This is a genomic window from Pseudomonas sp. 2822-15 (assembly GCF_002742515.1).
GTDB lineage: Bacteria > Pseudomonadota > Gammaproteobacteria > Pseudomonadales > Pseudomonadaceae > Aquipseudomonas > Aquipseudomonas salomonii.
The window spans coordinates 1-292 of sequence record NZ_LJRY01000019.1 but is presented as its reverse complement, the minus strand read 5'-3'; the positions used below and the strand labels follow the sequence as shown (position 1 = coordinate 292).

The window sequence follows — 292 nt, the reverse complement described above, 5'->3', positions numbered from 1 at the left end:
TCCTTTTAATTTAAAACTCTTTTTTATTATGATTATTGGCTTCGTTTCAGCTTTAGTTACTATCTTTGTTATTGATCAAATGACTACCATGACTATCCCCTTAGAATTGATTATCTATTATTGTACGCTACAGACACTTAGTTTGGCTTTAGTAATATTTGCAGTGGAAACGCTCGAAAAGCAATGGTTAATACAAACAAAGGTTTTTCAATCAAAAAAGATGGAAACAGTTAGTCAACTCGCAGCATCCATTTCACATGAAATACGCAACCCATTAACATCAGTAAAAGGG

The 292-nt window shown here is 32.5% G+C and carries 1 protein-coding gene; it reads left to right on the top strand.

Features of this window, described 5'->3' with window-relative positions; translation table 11 throughout:
• Positions 1 to 88: 88 nt before the first annotated feature.
• On the top strand, positions 89 to 292 hold a 204-nt coding region (locus AOA59_RS32770; RefSeq protein WP_371919044.1), incomplete at its 3' end, for a histidine kinase dimerization/phospho-acceptor domain-containing protein.